The following is a 16,258-nucleotide window of genomic DNA, read 5'->3' as shown; positions in this document are numbered from 1 at the left end:
TGGCGGCTGGGATTTGCTACAATAGACTTATGAAAACATTGACGGATGAAATATTGAGGAAGCTGATTAAAGAACGGCCGAGGCAATCTCATAAGGGCGATTATGGCCGGCTTTTAATCATTGCAGGCAATGAAGAATACGGCGGGGCTGGGATTTTAGCGGCTTCAGCCGGAGTTTATAGCGGGGCGGGTCTCGTGACCTTGGTCACGGCTGAGAAGAATCATACGAGTCTGCATGCCCGCCTGCCTGAGGCTATGGTCCTGGATTTTTCGGCCTTGACCAGTGACTTGATTCAGTCGGCGGATGTGATTTTGATTGGGCCGGGGCTAGGCTTAGAGCGACCGGACCTGCTTGGGCGCGTCCTAGATGAGCAGAAGGAAGAGCAATGGCTGGTCATCGACGGCTCAGCCATCAGCCTCTTTCAGGCTGGCCTGAAACATCCGGATAAGACAGTCTTTACGCCCCATCAAAAGGAGATGGAGCGTTTGAGTGGGCTGACGATCGCTGAGCAGACGCCAGAAGGCCTTCAAGCCTTTGCAGATGAGCTGGGGGCAGGTCTGGTCGCCAAGTCTGAGGCGACGAAAATCTTTTTTCCAGATATGGAAGCAAGCCTCTTGACACTTGGGACACCGGCCCAGGCGACTGGAGGCATGGGCGATACGCTAGCTGGGATGATTGCGGGCTTTTTGGCTCAATTTCCACAAAAAGAAGCGGTGCTTGCTGCGACCTATCTCCACAGTAAAATTGCAAGCGACCTAGCTGAAGAGGCCTATGTGGTCCTGCCGAGTCAGATCATCGAAAAAATTCCCCAATATATGAAGCGGGCGAGTTTGCAAAATGGCTAGCTTTCTGCTATAATTATTCTTTGTGAGTAAAGCTCATAACTTACGGGGGACTCAACCCTCGTCATTAGTCCAAAAGGAGGAAAAATCAATGACTAAATACGAAATTCTCTACATTATTCGTCCAAACATTGATGAAGAAGCAAAAAACACACTCGTTGAACGTTTTGATGGTATCTTGACTGACAACGGTGCAGTGAATCTTGAGTCTAAAGACTGGGAAAAACGCAAACTTGCTTACGAAATCCAAGATTTCCGTGAAGGTTTGTACCACATTGCTACTTTTGAAGCTGAAACAACTTCAGAAGCAACAAGCGAATTTGACCGTCTTGCTAAGATCAACGCTGACATTCTTCGTCACATGATTACTAAGGTAGAAGCTTAATTTTAGGATTAAGCAGGAGGGCTCATGATTAATAATGTTACTTTGGTTGGGCGTTTGACGCGTGACCCTGAACTTCGTTACACACCAAGCAACGTCGCAGTTGCGACCTTCTCTCTTGCGGTCAACCGCCGTTTCAAAAATGCGGCAGGCGAGCGTGAGGCAGACTTTATCAACTGCGTGATTTGGCGTCAGCAGGCTGAAAACTTGGCCAACTGGGCTAAAAAAGGTGCTTTGATTGGTGTGACGGGTTCTATCCAGACTCGGAATTATGAAAACCAACAAGGGCAACGTGTTTACGTGACTGAAGTGGTTGTCGATAATTTCCAGACCCTGGAGAGTCGTGCGGTTCGTGAAGGCGGAGTGGCTGGCGGATCTTATTCTGCTCCAGCAAGCTCTAGCCCAGCACAAGCTGCTCCAGCTGCTAGCAATAATAATCCAACGCCGAACTTCGGTCGTGATGCTGACCCATTTTCTGGTGGCACAACGATGGAAATCTCGGATGATGACCTTCCCTTTTAACACGACGCTATAAGGGCGACTGAAGTCGCTCATTATAGCACGACAATTCCTATGGGAATTGCCTAGTCGTCTTACTTGTCTCGATTTCAAGCATTATCGGCTTGAAATCGAGACAGCGTAATATTTGGATAAAATAAAATAAGGAGAAAAAACTATGGCACAACAACGTCGTGGCGGCTTCAAACGCCGTAAAAAAGTTGACTTCATCGCTGCAAATAAAATCGAAGTCGTTGACTACAAAGACACTGAACTCTTGAAACGTTTCATCTCAGAACGTGGTAAAATCTTGCCACGTCGCGTGACTGGAACTTCTGCTAAGAACCAACGTAAAGTGGTTACAGCAATCAAGCGTGCACGCGTAATGGCTCTCTTGCCATTCGTAGCGAATGACGAAAACTAAAATTTGAGTTCGGCTTTCAGCCGGACTTTTTTTGTCCCTTTTGGGCTGGGATAGGGCTAGTAGTGGAGTGCTCGTGGCTTGCTTGGCTAAAGTTTTGAGACAGCAATGCGACCAAAGGGAGCATTGAGGTCCAAAACTTGCCATGCAAGGTTGCAAATAAGGAAAGTGAAGCTTTCTTCCTTGCATTGAGTGTTGCTAATCCCTGCTTAGCCAGCAACCCTACATCATCGATATGAGGAGGCTGTCCTGGAAGTCTAAGTGCTAAAGCACTAAGACCCTCGGGCAGTCTCGCTTACACGAGCCGTCGAGTGGCTAAGATTTGCTACTTGCGGATTTCCGCTCTGCGGATTATACGAAAGCGGATCTTTCGATAATCCCACTACTAGCCCTATCCCATTGTTTTGAGCTTCGCTCTCGCCTCTGGCGAATCGCTTCGCGTGGGCAGGGGGCAGAGATGAGAATAGAGAAAAAGCCGTGGCTCACGGCTTTTTACTATAGATAGGGATTATTCTGCTTTTCCTCTCCGACGCTGGTTCTTGGGCCGTGGCCGGGGTAGATGACATAGTCATCGGGGAGGCTTAGGAGTTCGTTGTGGATAGAGGTCAGGAGTTGCTCTTGATTGCCTGTTGGCAGGTCAGTTCGGCCAATGGTGTGGTAGAAGAGGGCGTCTCCGCTGAAGACGATCTTTTCTTTTTCAAAAATCAGGCTGACACCGCCGATGGAGTGGCCGGGCGTATAGCGGACGCTGAGCTCAGTTTCGCCAAAAAGATAGGGAGCCCGGATGATATAGGCATTGGGCTGGGCGGTCGAAGTGACTGGCTGTCCTAAAAAGAGCTGGGAGGCATTGAGCTTGGGGTCTTGGAGCCAGCTGTGTTCCTCTGCATGGAGAAAGAGCATCGCATCAGGAAAGGCTAGTAGGAGCTCATCCAGCCCCATGATATGGTCAAAGTGGGCATGGCTCAAAAAGATACTGGCGAGAGGCTTTCCGCTGGCCTTGAGGTCAGCAATCAGTTGTTCCGGCTCACTGCCCGGGTCAATTACGAAGTTAAAAGAAGCATTGCTCAGGAGATAACTGTTTTCCTGAGCAATGCTATTGGTGTATTTCTTGATGTCTAAGGTCATAATATCCTTATTGGTTGGTAATGGTCAACTCGTTGCCTGAGCGATACATGCCGTCTGGCATGGTCCAGTCAGCAACAGAGCTTGGGTCTGGGTAGAGGCTAGTCATCATGGCCTTGAAGACCTTGGTGGCGATGTAGAGGTTGTCACCGTAGATGGGTTGCAGGCGGTTGCTGAAACCAGTCCAGACAGCCATCGAGTACTGCGGTGTCACGCCAGCGAAGTTTTCATCGGGGGCAATAGAGCCACCTTGGAGTGAAGCAACAGAGATACCGGCATTATCTAGGGCCTGATTGAGTTCATCGCCTGTATAGTTAGAAGTACCGGTCTTACCAGCTTCAGGAAGGCCTGGGACCTGAGCGGTTAGACCAGTTGACAGGGCTGGGATGGCATCGTCGTTCCCTTTGACGACCCCTTTGAGAATATCGGTTATCGTGTAGGCCGTTTGTGGGGTCATGGCCTGATTGCGTTCAGGCTTGACCACTTTTTCCTTACCATCAGGGTAGACAATCTTGTTGATATAGTAAGGCTTGGTGTAGACACCACCGTTTGAGAAGGCCGCATAGGCTGCTGCCATCTTGAGTGAGCTGGCACCGTATGTTGGGTTGTTGTTCCCTTGTCCTGCAGTATTGGATGAGATTCCGTTGGCATATTGGAGCCCCCCACCGTCTGGATCGTTGAAGTTAAAGCCGAGGTTGGTCAAGAATTGATTCGACTTATCGAGACCTACAGCAGCCAGCGTCTTGATGGCTGGGATGTTACGAGAGAGGGTCAGGGCTTGACGGACAGTCAAGTTCCCCATGTACTTGTTATCCCAGTCGTTCAGCTGATCGCTACTATTAGGATAGTAATAAGGGCCAGTATCAGCGATATAGGTGCCGGTGGACTTGTAGATGCCGTTTTGGAAGGCAGGTCCATAGTCGACGAGGGGTTTCATGGCAGAACCCCAGTCCCGGTCGGTCTGGACGGCTTGGTTGTTACCGAAGACAACATTAGGGTCTTGGCCTCGGCCACCAATCATGGCTGTGACCGCACCGGTCTGGACATTGATGAGGGTTGAAGCCACCTGGATGTTATCCGTAAATGGCACATAGTCGGTGGTGTTGACGATGTTGTAAAGGTTCTGCTGGGCGGCACTGTCAAGCGTGGTATAAATCTTGAGGCCAGCATTAGCCGCATCTTCGCCGGTCAGCTGGTTGGCTTCAGCGATGGCTTCCTTGAGGAAGTTGTCGTCTTGAGGCGGGATGTTGACGGAGTTTTTGAGCTGTTGGAGACCGTCGGTAATCGGTGTATTGATGGCTTCTTTTTGCTGGGCAGCTGTGATTTTGCCGTATTTGAACATGGCGTTGATGACCAGGTCGCGACGGTATTTGGCAGCCTCGGGATTGGTATAAGGGTTGTAGGTCGTTGGGGCCTGTGGCATGCCGGCCAAAAGGGCAGTTTGAGCGATGGAAAGCTGGCTCAAAGACTTACCGTAGTAGGCCTTAGCGGCAGTGCCCATCCCGTAATAACCGTTGGCCATATTGACTTTATTGACATAGGCTGTGAAAATTTCTTCTTTGGTCCACTTTTGGTCAAGCTGGAGGGCCATCCAGGCTTCTTGGACCTTGACTCTGAGGTTCTGGTCTTTGGTAGAAGTTGAGAAGAAGCTCAGCTTGATGAGCTGCATGTCAAGGGTTGAACCCCCGTTGACAGAGCCACCTTTTGAGTTATGCAGAAAGGCTCCAGCAATACGAATTGGGTCGATCCCTCGGGTGTTGAAGAAGCGGTGATCTTCGATAGAAGTGACCGCATTGACCAGCTGGACAGGGATGTTGTTAGTCTTGACCGTGTCACGTTGCTCAGCACCGAGGGTGGCTACGATGTTGTTGTCCTTGTCGTAGACGACGGTGGACGGCTGTGACTCGAGTTTATTGATATTGAGCTTTGGGGCATCCTTGGCGTAATAGTAAAAGACCGCACCACCTGCAGCAATCGCAAGCAAGATGACGGATAAAACCAGGATAAGACCGACCTTGAGACTGGTCAGTGTGATGCGTGTGGCCAAAGAGCGGTTTTTTTTCTTGGCAGCTTTTGCTTGTTTTCTAGCGATGATCGGTCACCTCGTATAAGCTATTGATGATTTCCAGATAGGGGACTCTGGGAATTTGTTGCGTGGCAATGGCATATCCATTTTCTCTAATGAGGGTTATGGGCATAGACTTGAGGCCTTCGTGTTCCAGATAAAACTGAATCAGTGGCTCGGCCGGCAGATAGTAGGTCTCAGTGAGACTGGCAAAATGCAGGAGGACAAAGGCAATCCCGCCCTGGTCTAAGACAGCCTGCATGTGCTCTATCTGGTGCTTGTGGAAGTTTTTGAGGGGGAAACTCGTCTTCTGCTGGGTTTCCTTGGCCTCAAAATCAAGATAGTAGCCCTGGTAGACACCGGAGTAGTCAGTGGTTGAGGCCTGCTTGAAGTAAGCTTCCGTGATTTTTGCCCGACTTCTTTGAGGGTAGTCGACCCTTACAATCTGCACAGGTGTCGGTTTTTTGTGAATGACTGCGATGCCGTGGGCCAGGTAATATTCATTGGTCGCATTGATCTCAGATTCAAAATTCATGCCCCGCTTCCCAAACTGGACCGGAGCAGCTTTTTTAGGCACTGCAAGCTGTTTGAAGCTCTGGCCATTTGGATATTTGATGGGCATGACTTACCTTTATAAGAGTGCAGAATAGTTGTATAATGTTATTATACCACATTTTTAGGAGAAAAAAACAGTTATGAACAGCCTTCTCATCGCAGGTTACTCGGCTTCTGAGCTAGGAATTTTCACAGATAAGGATCCCAAAATCGAAGTCATCAAAAAGGCCATCCGAAGAAGGTTGGAAGCCTATGCTGAAGAGGGCTTAATCTGGTTGATATTTACAGGAAACACAGGCTTTGAATACTGGGCCCTCGAGGTTGCCCAAGAAATGAAGGAAGAATATGATTTCCAGCTGGCAACCATCTTTGATTTTGAAGACCACGGGCAAAGACTCTCAGAGGCTAGCCAGCTGAAAATCGCCAGCTTCAAACAGCTCGACTATGTCAAATATTGCTTTGACAGCTATGCCAATCCCAGCCAGCTCAAGGCCTACAATCAATACCTGATTGACAAGGTTAACGGGGCCTTTGTCTTTTATGATGAAGAGCATGAGACCCGACTGCACTGGTTGGTCGATATGATGAAGGCTAAAGAGGGCTTTGCGGTAGACTTTCTGACTTTTGAGGGACTGCAGGAGATTGCGGAGGAGTATTATGAGTGAGGAGGGTTGTTCCGCTTAGGGCTAGCTGGGATGCAAGCCCGAGGCAGAAAGTGAATCCTTCGACTTCCACACCTAGATTTTGAGCCCCTCCGGGTCTCCAAAGCTGATAAATTCCACGCTTGATCCCAATTGCCCTGAAGCTCCACTAGTGCTACTGAGGTTGACTTGCCAATTTTCCAGTCAAAAATAGCACAAGCGGAGTGGAAGAAATCTGGGGAAATGCAGTGGAATAAGGCAAATCTGGAGACCTCACAGAGGGCTCCAGATTTAGCAATGGAAGGGCAAAGCCCTTCGCTTGCGGGCCCCACTGCATTTCCCCAGATTTCTGGAACGAAGCGGACCTTAAAAGCAGAAACCCCAGCTGTTAAATTTTTTTGACAGCCCTATTGAAAGCCGGGTCCTCTTATTATATAATAGGAGCATAGTAAAAATAGCGGAGGCAGCTGTTGATCAATTTATACCTATCACCATCATGCACGAGTTGCCGGAAGGCAAGGGCTTGGCTCAATCAGTATCATGTAGACTATACCGAACACAACATCCTGACCCAGCCCCTGACCATCGAAGCCTTGAGGGACATTTTGGCAAAGACTGAAAATGGGACAGAAGACTTGATTTCTACCCGTTCTAAGGTCTTCCAAAAGCTCAATGTTGACCTGGACAGCCTGACGATCAATCAACTCCTGGAGCTGGTGACCGCCTATCCCAACCTCCTGCGACGGCCGATTATCACTGATGATAAACGCCTGCAGATTGGTTTCAATGAAGATGAAATCCGCAGCTTTTTGCCAAGGACCTACCGGCAATCAGAGATGCAACATTCTAAAGATACTTTGGTAGAAGCGTAAATGAAAGAACATTATAGCTATCCACTGGATTTAAGCTGGACTACTGATGAGATGTCGACAGTGGTCTCTTTTTTTAATCAGGTGGAAAAATTTTATGAAGACAGGGTCCAAAAGGCGGATTTTCTTGACAGCTATCGGGCTTTCAAGACGGTCGTCCCCTCAAAAATGCAGGAGAAGCAACTCGGCCGTGAATTTGAATCGGCGAGCGGCTATTCGCTTTATCGGGCCGTCCAAGAGGTGACTAAGAGTGAGCGAGCAAGCGTCCAATTTTCCAAATGAGCAATTAAATTTAGCCAAAGGCTGGGTTCGTGAGGCCGGCATTTTTTTGAGGAGCCACCTCGATGAAGCCCCACAGGTTGCGACCAAGAGCCGTTATGACGACCTGGTCACCAATTTTGACGGTCAAGTCCAAGAAGAGTTGGTATCAAAGATTCTGGCTCATTTTCCTGACGACAAGATTTTGGCGGAAGAAAACGGCAAGTCAGAGCCTGATTTTGACCTAGCGAGCTCGAATTTTTGGGTCATTGACCCGATTGATGGGACGACCAACTTCATCGTTCAGAAGGCTGAATTTGCCGTCATGCTGGCTTATTATCAGGCAGGCAAGCCCCAGTTTGGAATGATTCTCGACGTCATGGCTGACCGGCTCTTTTGGAATGATGCCGAGCAGAGTTACTGTGAAGATGAGGCCCTCCCAGTTCGCTGGCCTGAGCTTGAGACCAGCCTTCTTGCCCTGAACAGCTACATGTTCAAGAGCAATGCTAACCACCTGCAAGAGCTGGCGTCCAAGTCACTTGGTGTCCGCAATTTTGGCTCGGCTGGCATCAGCTATGTGAAAATCCTGGAAGGTCGGATCTTAGGCTATGTCAGCAATCTCTATCCCTGGGATTATGCTCCAGGCAGCATTCTCCTCTCAAAAATCGGCTTTGACAGCTGGACTATCGAGGGTGATTCTCCAAGCCTGATGGGCCGTGAGAAGGTCTTTTCAGGTCCTGTCCATCTGAAGGACGAGGTGCTCTCAATTTTGAGTCAATCAGAATTGTGATATAATGGATAAGAAAATTTGCTTAGAAATAGAGAAAATATAATGGATAAAATCATCGTCAAGGGTGGCCAAACGCAACTCAAGGGAAGCGTTGAAATTGAAGGGGCAAAAAACGCTGTCCTGCCACTACTCGCAGCGAGTCTTTTGCCAGCGACGGGTGAGACAGTCCTTCGCAACGTGCCGATTTTGAGTGATGTCTATATGATGAACAAGCTGGTCCACCATCTCGGTGTTCAGCTGAGCTTTGATGAAGCAGCGAAAGAAGTGCATGCGACGTCAGCGACGGAAGTCAAGACCGACGCCCCTTATGAATACGTCAGCGAGATGCGGGCGAGCATCGTTGTCATGGGGCCAATCCTGGCCCGCAACGGCATGGCCCGGGTCTCAATGCCTGGTGGCTGTTCGATTGGTTCTCGTCCGATTGACCTTCATCTGCGGGGCTTTGAGCTTATGGGAGCTGAAATCACACAGACCGCCGGCTACATTGAAGCCAAGGGTCAGCTCAAAGGGGCTTATATCTACCTGGACTTCCCTTCTGTCGGGGCGACTCAGAACCTGATGATGGCAGCGACTCTTGCTGAAGGTACGACCACGCTAGAAAATGCTGCCCGTGAGCCTGAAATCGTTGACCTGGCCAATCTTTTGAACAAGATGGGGGCCAATGTCAAAGGTGCTGGGACAGATACCATCATTATCAAGGGGGTCAAGGAGATGCATGGGGCCAACCATGCCGTCGTCCAAGACCGGATTGAAGCCGGGACATTTATGGTCGCGGCTGCCATGACTCGGGGTGACGTCCTCATTCTTGAGGCGATTTCTGAGCACAACCGGCCCTTGATTTCTAAATTAAAGGAAATGGGCGTGACCTTTATCCAAGAAGAAGAAGGTCTGCGGGTCATTGGCCCTGACCGCCTGAAGGCGACCAATGTCAAGACCCTGCCCCATCCTGGTTTCCCGACCGATATGCAGTCCCAGATGACCGCAGCCCAGGCTGTTGCTAAGGGTGAGTCGAGCATGACGGAGACTGTCTTTGAAAATCGCTTCCAGCATCTGGAAGAAATGCGACGGATGGGACTGAATGTGGAAATCACGCAAAAAACAGCGATAATCCAGGGCTCAGACAAGCTCCAAGGGGCCTCTGTCAAGTCGACAGACCTCCGGGCCTCTGCCGCCCTCATCCTTTTAGCTCTCGTTGCAGAAGGCAAGACCACGGTCCGCAAACTCAACCATCTGGACCGAGGCTATTATAAATTCCATGAAAAACTCGCCTCGCTGGGTGCAGACATCGAGCGGGTGCCTGACGAAGCTTAGATAAAGCTTAGATGAGCCTTAACTGAAGAGGAAGCTTAATGTTTAAGAAAACAGTAAAAATCCTAGGAATGAGAATCTCCCTCCTCCTGCTGGTCGTCATCCTCCTCATCCTTGCCGCGGCTGGTGGTTTGATGCTAGGCTACGGCATTCTTGGCGGTGGAAATCCAGGCCGAGTCTTTACGCCAGGCCTCTGGCGAGATGTGATGAATAAATTGAATCCTTAGATGGTCGGCTTTGCCGGCTTTTTTTCTTGGGCTTGAGGGCTTCCGTTCCAGAATTCAGGCCAGAGCTCTAGCCTGAATTCTTCCACTGCACTGTTTTTCTAAAAGCTGGTAAAATCCAAGCGGAGTGAAAGAAATTAGGGAATCTGCTGTGCTAAAAGGCAAGTTTGGAGACTCCTTAGGAGGCTCAAAACTTAGCAATGAGACCGCAAAGCGGTCTGCTTGCGTGCCAGCACATCAGTTTCCCTAGTTTCTGTAACGAAGCGACTCCACAGACCAAGCCAAGAGAGCCGACCATCCAAGCTATGTTATAATAAAAGAATATGACAAACGAAAAAAACAAACTCCTCTTAATCGACGGCTCATCCGTTGCCTTTCGGGCCTTCTTTGCCCTCTATAACCAATTGGACCGATTTAAGGCGCCAAATGGCCTTCACACCAATGCCATCTATGGTTTTCACCTTATGCTCAACAACCTGATGGAGCGGATTCAGCCGAGCCATGTCTTAGTTGCTTTTGACGCTGGCAAGACCACCTTCCGGACCGAGATGTATGCAGACTACAAGGGTGGCCGGGCGAAGACACCTGACGAATTCCGCGAGCAGATGCCTTTTATCAAGGAAATGCTCGAAAAACTCGGTATTCAGCACTATGAGCTGGTCAACTATGAGGCCGACGACATTATCGGGACACTGGATAAGATGGCTGAAGCCCCTGGCACCAATTTTGACGTGACGATTGTCACTGGCGACAAGGACATGATTCAGCTGACCGATAGCAATACCACGGTCGAGATTTCCAAGAAAGGCGTGGCAGAGTTTGAAGCCTGGACACCGGCCTATCTTATGGAGCAGATGCAGTTGACACCTGAGCAATTTATCGATCTCAAGGCCTTGATGGGCGATAATTCCGATAATTATCCAGGCATCACCAAGGTCGGTGAAAAGACCGCCCTCAAGCTCCTTCACGAATGGGGCTCGATTGATGGCCTTTATGAAAATGTTGATAAACTTAAAGCTTCTAAGATGAAAGAAAATATCATCGCTGACAAGGAGCAGGCCTATCTGGCAAGGACGCTTGCGACCATCAATACAGCGTCGCCTATCGAGATTGGCCTCGATGATATCAGCTACGACGGCCCTGACAGCAATGAAGCCCTCGTTAAATTCTACGATGAGATGGGCTTCAGACAGCTCAAAGAGCAGTTTTTGTCAAACAATGGCGAGGCCATCAAGGAGCTGGAAGTCGACTACCAGGTCATCGACAGCGAGCCCCAAGTCAAGCCCGACGACTTTTTCTATATCGAGACGCTGGAAGACAACTACCACAAGGCCGACATCCTGGCCTTTGCCTGGGGGAATGATAAAGAAGTCTTTGTTTCTAAGAATCTCGAAGTCCTCAAGGCCTTTCCATTTCCGGAAAACACCTATGACTTTAAGAAGAACAAGGTCCTCCTGAGTCGTGAAGGCATTGAGCTTGCCCCTGCCCAATTTGACAGCATGCTGGCAAAATACCTGCTCTCAACGACCGAAGACAACAAGATTTCAACCATCGCTGAGCTCTACAATGTCGGAAAACTCGCCAAAGACGAAGAAGTCTACGGCAAGGGGGCCAAGCAGGCAGTACCTAGCGATGAAATCCTCTTCCAGCACATTGCCCGCAAGCTTCATGTGCTCGCCGCCAGCAAGCCTGCCCTCATCAAGAGCCTGGAAGAAAACGATCAGTACCACCTCTTGACCGACATCGAACTGCCTCTGGCGGATGTCCTGGCCAAGATGGAAATTGCCGGCATTGCCGTCAAGGCAGACACGCTCAAGGCCATCGGCGAAGAAAACGAAGCCCGACTCAGCAAGCTGACCCGGGAAATCTATGACCTGGCTGGAGAAGAGTTTAATCTTAATTCGCCAAAACAATTAGGCGTTATCCTCTTTGAGAAGCTCGAGCTTCCAGCAGGAAAGAAGACCAAGACCGGTTATTCAACGGCGGTTGACGTCTTAGAAGGCCTGGCTGGTCAATATGAAATCGTCGCAAAAATCCTCGAATATCGACAGATTGCCAAGATCCAATCAACCTATGTCCAGGGCCTGATGCCACAAATCATGGCAGACGGCAAGATTCACACCCGCTATGTCCAGGACTTGACCCAGACCGGCCGTCTCTCATCGGTGGATCCGAACCTGCAGAATATCCCCGTCCGCCTGGAAGAAGGCCGGAAGATTCGCCAGGCCTTTGTGCCAAGCCCTGGCTCAGTCCTCTTGAGCTCAGACTACTCTCAGATTGAGCTCCGGGTCCTGGCCCACATCTCCCAGGATGAACACCTGATTGAGGCCTTCCGTCACGGAGCTGACATCCACACCAGCACAGCCATGCGGGTCTTTGACATTGCCAATGCTGAAGATGTCACAGCCAATGACCGGCGGAACGCCAAGGCTGTCAACTTTGGGGTCGTCTACGGCATTTCTGACTTTGGCCTGGCCAATAACCTTGGCATCAGTCGCAAGGCAGCCAAAGAATATATCGAGACCTACTTTGAACGCTATCCCGGCATCAAGGCTTACATGGAAAATATCGTCCGTGAGGCCCACGACAAGGGCTATGTCGAAACCATGAGCCACCGCCGTAGGAAATTGCCGGATATTAATGCGAGAAACTTTAGCGTCCGCTCTTTTGCCGAGAGGACGGCGATAAACTCGCCCATCCAGGGCTCGGCGGCCGACATCTTGAAAATCGCTATGATCAATCTGGACAAGGCCCTGTCAAATTCTGACTTGAAAGCCAAAATGCTCCTCCAGGTCCACGATGAAATCATCCTCGATGTGCCAAAAGAAGAGCTCGATGAAGTCAAGAGCCTTGTGAAATCAACGATGGAAGAGGCGATGAAGCTTGACCTGCCACTGAAAGTTGATGAAAATACAGGATTGACCTGGTATGAGGCGAAATAAAAAAGCAGGACCTAGAGTCTTGCTTTTTTATTTGTTATACATGGCAACAGCAGAGTAGTGTTGATAACGCATGATAAGATTTGGATCAAAGGCCTTGTTATTGTTAGGATTCATCTCACGGCCGTTTGAATTATTGGAATCAAAGATCATCCATTGGCCATTAGGGAGAAGTTTCTTGATGACAACATAGTGGCCGACCGATGTAAATGGTGAACCGTTCAAGTAGTTTGGTGAAGTTGCTCCAGAGACAGAGACCATCCCACCCTGGCTGAGGACCCGGTTGATGGTTGCGATGTCTGCAGAGACATACCAGGCGTTGAGGCCAAAGTGCTGTGCAATTCTCAAGACGCTGGCACCGACATCATTCCAGGCAATCGCTCCATTTGCATTTGCCCAAGGGAGGGTATCTGCCGGCGTAAAGTTGGTCTTTCTCAGTGCATTGATCGCCATTGTTGTAGAAACAAGGCCACAACCTCCGTCCCAGATAGGGTCGCCGCCGTAAAGCAGGTTGCCCCAGCGAGAATCTTGTTGTGTAAAGACAGTATATCCGAGGCTATCCTTGTGGAACATTGGTGTAGGAACGGGCTGGTAAGTCGTATAGACAGGATCTTTTGTCCCGTACCAGGCGATGCCTTCATATTTCCAGCCAGTCTTCATGAGCTGGTCGCGTTCGTAACTGCTTGATGTGGTAAAGTGAGCCCCGATTCCCGCTTTAGGGTTATAGAGGCGGAAATTGCTACGTCCAGCAGTTGCCGATTCGGAGTAGTAGGCGGTTCCTTCACTTGACCAGTGGTACTGAGAGGTCAAGACACTGACTTCATGGGCATCTTTTGTATAAAGGTGCTCGCCTGATTTTGGATTGTAAACGCGGAAAACAGCTGTCGCTGAGCTCTTAGGAGCCATCCAAGAAGCCCCCTCGTATTTCCAGTCACTCATGTAAATACTCAGGAGGGAAGAAACCTCGTCTGTACTTGTAGTATAGAGGTGTTCCTGGTTTCTTGAATTGTAGAGCCGATAGACGGGAATCGAGCTGTTTGTCTTCACTGCCTTGGCAGTAGGGCTGGCGGGCAGTTGGCTAGATGTGGGGGCAGGAGCAACTGTTTCAGCAGCAAGCACGGGGCTTGCGACAGCTAAAAGACTAGCAGTCACTGCACTATAAATCAGAACTTTTTTCATATTGATATAAAATTATCCTATTACTATTAAATATATATCTTAAATAAAACTATTTTAATAGTAGCATAAAAATAAGTCTGAGTAAAGAAAAAGGGGGTTAGCGGTTTCTTGAGCCACTAATAGCTCGAATAAGCCAGACGATAATCAAAAGGCCAATGACAAATAAGACCAGATGAAGACTGATAAAGGCTAAACCAAAGATAAATTTTGCAATGATTAACAGCAAGATTGCAGGCAACACATACTTAAAAAAGCCCTTCAGAAACCAGAAAGCAAACAAGGCAACTAAGACTAAAAAGATGAGGCTCATGGCTTCCTCCTTAAATTTGATAGCTCTATTTTATCATCAGAAAATCCTCGAGCCCTCAGCCTTTCGTCTGATTTCAAAAGCTGTTATAATGATAAGAAAGGAGGCATGCTATGACTTATGAATTTCAAAATCCCAGTCAAGAAGTGATTTTTGACTATCTTAAAAAGGCCAAGACCATCGCTGTGGTCGGCATCAGCAAGAAGACAGATCGGACGTCTTATCTGATTGCCGAGGGCCTGCAGAAAAACGGCTACAAGATTATCCCGGTCAATCCAGTGATTGCCGGCGAAGAGGTCCTGGGCGAAAAGGTCTATGCCAGCCTTAAAGAAGTACCCGAGCATATTGATATCGTCGATGTCTTTCGTCGCTCTGAGTTCTTGGCTGACGTGGCCCGGGACTTTATCGAGACGGATGCAGATGTCTTCTGGGCCCAGCTCGAGCTCCAGTCAGAAGAGGCCGAGCAAATCCTGCGGGAAGCCGGTCGCAATGACATCGTGATGAACCGCTGTATCAAGATTGAATACGCCTATATGCCAAAAGAACCTTGAAAAATCAAGGTTCTTTCTTATTTTTGAAGAAAATCCTGACAGATTTCCTGACCATAGCACCTTTTATCTACCTATTTTAGGTAAATTAAATGGTTCTCCAAACATTCTGTACCCAAAGCCCCGTTCTCTCAAACGTGTTTCTATTTCCTCCCAGATGTCTTCTGTACCCAAAAATGCGACTGTTTCAATCGTTGCTTCGTTAATGATAGAGAGTGCATGGTTCAACAACTCCTCATCATTCACTTCTTGAAGTAACTCATGAATTCTTTCTGCCAATATCTTCACCGCTAACCTAACTAATTCACGCTCTATCTGGCTTTGATAGGCTTCATCATCAACTAACTCAGTATAAGCAGCCAGCCGATTTGTGAGAGCTGAAAATTCCTCATTTGCTTCGTACATAAAGACCTCCCGATTTGATTTTGTCCTGTATTCCAGTATAGCGCAAAATTTAGTTCATTTGAGTTAATACTGCCAGATTTTATCTCTTTGTTATGTCGCAACCATTTTGATAAATTTAATACTCCTCTCCCTCGAACCAATCATCTTCATTTTTTTCAAACAGGTCTGTAAAATCACTTTCATTTTTCAAGGCTTCGCCAACATATTTCTTGTAAACCTCCGCAAATTTTTTCGACTCTTCTGGGGAATAGCCAATCAACATTTGCTGGACTCCTCGCAAAATTTCGACTTCTTCGTGAACTGCAAAAAGCAAATTTTGCAATTCAATCACTCGCTTCGTCAACGTTGAAAATGATTTTCCAAAGGCTTCTGTATTTTCATTTTGCGCATCAGCCAATATTTTTTGAGCATTTGCGCTGACTTCATAGCTGTCAATGACTTGTTGCCAGCGCCTATCAAAGTAATTTTTGTTTCGACCAAGTTCAATGTCGTAAAGATAATCATTCAAAATCTCTGCGACTTTTTCATTGGCAAAAACTCCTTCTTTTTTCGCCAACTCTTGAATTCCTTTTTTGGTTTCTGTCGGAATTTTTCTAATTAACCAATCTTCTGTTTTCATTTTGTTCTCCAATTCATATTTTTATTGCAATTTTTTATATAGCGTAGCGAGAAAGTTTATTGATTTTAGCTTGAAAAGCTGAAATCAGAGGGAACCCTTGTACTGCAAGGATATACAGCTTGCTGTATATCAGTTTCCCTTATGCTCCTTTAAGTAAAATGATGTTATCCTAGAAAAATGGACAGCCGTTTAGGTAATTTGGTACACTCAATTTATGGTTAAACGATATGAACAAGGTTTCAAAGAAACTCTAGTAGAACTTTATGACTCAGGGCAAAGTGTTCCG

Annotated in this window: 19 protein-coding genes; 12 read left to right on the top strand and 7 right to left on the bottom strand. The window is 48.1% G+C overall.

Annotation, left to right across the window (positions count from 1 at the left end):
• Positions 1 to 29: 29 nt before the first annotated feature.
• From NtB2_RS04545 to rpsR, 4 genes are all read left to right on the top strand, one after another.
• Positions 30 to 845 carry an NAD(P)H-hydrate dehydratase gene (locus NtB2_RS04545; RefSeq protein ID WP_109245767.1) on the top strand — a complete coding sequence of 272 codons (816 nt, stop codon included), beginning with the start codon at positions 30 to 32 and terminating at the stop codon, positions 843 to 845.
• A gap of 88 nt (positions 846 to 933) precedes the next feature.
• Complete coding sequence (rpsF, locus tag NtB2_RS04540) at positions 934 to 1,227, top strand: 30S ribosomal protein S6 (protein WP_109245766.1); 294 nt, start codon at positions 934 to 936, stop codon at positions 1,225 to 1,227.
• Between the two features lie 24 nt (positions 1,228 to 1,251).
• On the top strand, positions 1,252 to 1,746 hold the full coding sequence (gene ssb / locus NtB2_RS04535) for a single-stranded DNA-binding protein (protein WP_109245765.1): 495 nt from the start codon (positions 1,252 to 1,254) through the stop codon (positions 1,744 to 1,746).
• A 154-nt stretch (positions 1,747 to 1,900) separates the two neighbouring features.
• Complete coding sequence (gene rpsR, locus NtB2_RS04530) at positions 1,901 to 2,146, top strand: 30S ribosomal protein S18 (RefSeq protein ID WP_109245764.1); 246 nt, start codon at positions 1,901 to 1,903, stop codon at positions 2,144 to 2,146.
• Positions 2,147 to 2,638: 492 nt separating this feature from the next.
• Here rpsR and NtB2_RS04525 read toward each other — a convergent pair whose 3' ends face one another.
• From NtB2_RS04525 to recU, 3 genes are read right to left on the bottom strand one after another with little or no spacing between them, the layout of a single operon-like run.
• Complete coding sequence (locus tag NtB2_RS04525) at positions 2,639 to 3,268, bottom strand: MBL fold metallo-hydrolase (RefSeq protein WP_109245763.1); 630 nt, start codon at positions 3,266 to 3,268, stop codon at positions 2,639 to 2,641.
• A 7-nt stretch (positions 3,269 to 3,275) separates the two neighbouring features.
• Positions 3,276 to 5,312 (bottom strand): transglycosylase domain-containing protein, encoded by a 2,037-nt coding sequence (locus tag NtB2_RS04520; RefSeq protein WP_109245762.1) that lies wholly within the window; start codon positions 5,310 to 5,312, stop codon positions 3,276 to 3,278.
• 37 nt (positions 5,313 to 5,349) lie between these two features.
• Positions 5,350 to 5,952 carry a Holliday junction resolvase RecU gene (recU, locus tag NtB2_RS04515; protein ID WP_109245761.1) on the bottom strand — a complete coding sequence of 201 codons (603 nt, stop codon included), beginning with the start codon at positions 5,950 to 5,952 and terminating at the stop codon, positions 5,350 to 5,352.
• 73 nt (positions 5,953 to 6,025) lie between these two features.
• Here recU and NtB2_RS04510 point away from each other — a divergent pair, with 73 nt between their 5' ends.
• The 7 genes from NtB2_RS04510 to polA all read left to right on the top strand — a co-directional run bounded on the left by NtB2_RS04510 (position 6,026) and on the right by polA (position 12,917).
• Complete coding sequence (locus NtB2_RS04510) at positions 6,026 to 6,550, top strand: SLOG family protein (protein WP_109245760.1); 525 nt, start codon at positions 6,026 to 6,028, stop codon at positions 6,548 to 6,550.
• Between the two features lie 446 nt (positions 6,551 to 6,996).
• Positions 6,997 to 7,398 carry a transcriptional regulator Spx gene (gene spx, locus NtB2_RS04500; RefSeq protein WP_109245758.1) on the top strand — a complete coding sequence of 134 codons (402 nt, stop codon included), beginning with the start codon at positions 6,997 to 6,999 and terminating at the stop codon, positions 7,396 to 7,398.
• Positions 7,399 to 7,677: a UPF0223 family protein gene (locus NtB2_RS04495; RefSeq protein ID WP_109245757.1), complete on the top strand. Its 279-nt coding sequence runs from the start codon at positions 7,399 to 7,401 to the stop codon at positions 7,675 to 7,677.
• Positions 7,646 to 8,443 (top strand): inositol monophosphatase family protein, encoded by a 798-nt coding sequence (locus NtB2_RS04490; protein ID WP_109245756.1) that lies wholly within the window; start codon positions 7,646 to 7,648, stop codon positions 8,441 to 8,443. The genes NtB2_RS04495 and NtB2_RS04490 overlap by 32 nt, the downstream gene beginning before the upstream one ends.
• Positions 8,444 to 8,485: 42 nt before the next feature.
• On the top strand, positions 8,486 to 9,754 hold the full coding sequence (murA, locus tag NtB2_RS04485; protein WP_165814957.1) for a UDP-N-acetylglucosamine 1-carboxyvinyltransferase: 1,269 nt from the start codon (positions 8,486 to 8,488) through the stop codon (positions 9,752 to 9,754).
• A 38-nt stretch (positions 9,755 to 9,792) separates the two neighbouring features.
• Positions 9,793 to 9,978, top strand: coding sequence for a DNA-directed RNA polymerase subunit beta (locus NtB2_RS04480; protein WP_109245755.1), 186 nt, complete (start codon positions 9,793 to 9,795; stop codon positions 9,976 to 9,978).
• A 320-nt stretch (positions 9,979 to 10,298) separates the two neighbouring features.
• On the top strand, positions 10,299 to 12,917 hold the full coding sequence (gene polA, locus NtB2_RS04475) for a DNA polymerase I (protein WP_109245754.1): 2,619 nt from the start codon (positions 10,299 to 10,301) through the stop codon (positions 12,915 to 12,917).
• A 27-nt stretch (positions 12,918 to 12,944) separates the two neighbouring features.
• Here the strand turns inward: polA and NtB2_RS04470 are convergent, their stop codons facing one another.
• A complete protein-coding gene (locus tag NtB2_RS04470; RefSeq protein ID WP_109245753.1) occupies positions 12,945 to 14,093 on the bottom strand; it encodes an acid shock protein in 1,149 nt (382 codons plus the stop codon).
• Positions 14,094 to 14,190: 97 nt separating this feature from the next.
• Positions 14,191 to 14,403 (bottom strand): hypothetical protein, encoded by a 213-nt coding sequence (locus NtB2_RS04465; RefSeq protein ID WP_109245752.1) that lies wholly within the window; start codon positions 14,401 to 14,403, stop codon positions 14,191 to 14,193.
• Positions 14,404 to 14,513: 110 nt separating this feature from the next.
• On the opposite strand from NtB2_RS04465, the gene NtB2_RS04460 reads away from it, so the two are divergent.
• Entirely contained in the window at positions 14,514 to 14,951 is a 438-nt protein-coding gene (locus tag NtB2_RS04460) for a CoA-binding protein (RefSeq protein WP_109245751.1), read from the top strand.
• A 63-nt stretch (positions 14,952 to 15,014) separates the two neighbouring features.
• Here NtB2_RS04460 and NtB2_RS04455 read toward each other — a convergent pair whose 3' ends face one another.
• Positions 15,015 to 15,353, bottom strand: a complete 339-nt coding sequence (locus NtB2_RS04455) for a hypothetical protein (RefSeq protein ID WP_109245750.1) — start codon at positions 15,351 to 15,353, stop codon at positions 15,015 to 15,017.
• Between the two features lie 115 nt (positions 15,354 to 15,468).
• Positions 15,469 to 15,972, bottom strand: coding sequence for a hypothetical protein (locus tag NtB2_RS04450; RefSeq protein WP_109245749.1), 504 nt, complete (start codon positions 15,970 to 15,972; stop codon positions 15,469 to 15,471).
• Positions 15,973 to 16,258 lie beyond the last annotated feature (286 nt).

Origin of the sequence: Lactococcus termiticola (assembly GCF_003116835.1) — a bacterium.
In the GTDB taxonomy this organism is placed as follows: Bacteria; Bacillota; Bacilli; order Lactobacillales; family Streptococcaceae; genus Lactococcus; species Lactococcus termiticola.
The sequence above is the reverse complement of the archived record's forward strand: the minus strand, read 5'-3'. Positions and strand labels throughout refer to the sequence as shown.